1 protein-coding gene is annotated in these 1,435 nt (G+C 65.9%); it reads right to left on the minus strand.

Annotation, left to right across the window (positions count from 1 at the left end):
• A partial coding sequence (locus tag ACWCPQ_RS35010; protein WP_449907467.1) for a condensation domain-containing protein occupies positions 1-1,435 on the minus strand: 1,435 nt, incomplete at both ends.

Genomic DNA, 1,435 nt, shown 5'->3' on the forward strand with positions numbered 1-1,435 from the left:
GACTCGTCCCCTCGAACGAGACAGCCACCCGATCCGGATACGCCGCAACCGCAGCATTGAACCCGTCCAACAGCAACCCGGCCGGAAGCTCGTGCTCGGTGGCATTGCGTTCAGCGAGCACCTGCGCACGCTCGGTCGGCGCCAGGATCTCCAGATCACCGACAGCGGTCTCCGGCGCAGCCACGATCTCGCGCAGCAACCGCGCGAACCGGTCGGCGAACCCCTGAACGGTCGCCTGGTCGAACAACGCCGTCGCATAGGTCAGATAACCCGAAACACCCTGCGGCACACCCGATTCGTCATAAGTGTCACCCAGGATCAGATTCAGATCGAACTGCGAGATCTCGGTATCGACATCCAGACCCGACACCGTCAGACCCGGCAACTCCAGACTCGCCTGCGCGAGGTTCTGGAAGATCAAGCCCACCTGGAACAGCGGATGCCGCGCCGTGGACCGCGCCGGATTCAGCACCTCCACCAAACGCTCGAACGGCACATCCGCATGCGCGAACGCCGCGATATCCGTTTCCCGCTGCCGCGCCAGCAGCTCCGTGAACGACTCCCCACGATCCAGCTGCGTCCGGAACACCAACGTGTTCACGAACATACCGATCAAATTGTCGAGCGCAGCCTCACCACGACCCGCCACCGGCGTACCGATGGTGATGTCATCGGTACCCGAAAGACGCGACAACAGCACAGCGAGTGCCGAATGCACCACCATGAACAACGTCGCGCCCTGCTCCTGGGCGACCCGCTGCAAACCACTGTGAACATCGGCATCGAGGGTGACCGGAACCCGGCTACCCGCGAAGGACTGCACCGCCGGACGCGGCCGATCCATCGGCAGATCCAGCTGATCGGGTACACCGGCCAGCGTCGACTGCCAGTAGGTGATCTGCTCGGCCGCAATAGATTCCGGATCGGCCTCGTCACCGAGCAGCTTCCGCTGCCAGATGCTGTAATCCGCGTACTGGACCGGCAACGGCGCCCACTCCGGGGCGTCCCCGGCCGCACGCGCCGCGTAGGCCGTCATCACGTCCCTGGTCAGCGGAGCGACGGACGCGCCGTCACCGGCGATGTGATGGATCACCATCGCCAGCACGAACTCATCGGCCGCGCCGTCCACTTCGAACAGCGCCACCCGCAGCGGCACCTCGGCCGTCACATCGAAACCGGCCGACGCCAATTCCGCCACCGCCGATACCGCAGCGCCGGCGGCCACCGACCGCACCCGCAGCTCGGGCGCCGCGCCGGTCGGCAAGACCACCTGTACCGGACCGTTCTCGGTCTCCGGGTAGACGGTACGCAGCACCTCGTGCCGGGCCACCACATCCGCGACCGCCGCCCGCAACGCGGCCACATCCAGCACCCCCGACAACCGGATAGCCATCGGCAAGTTATACGCAGCCGACCCGGAATCGAACCGGTTCAG

The organism is Nocardia sp. NPDC001965 (genome assembly GCF_053594175.1).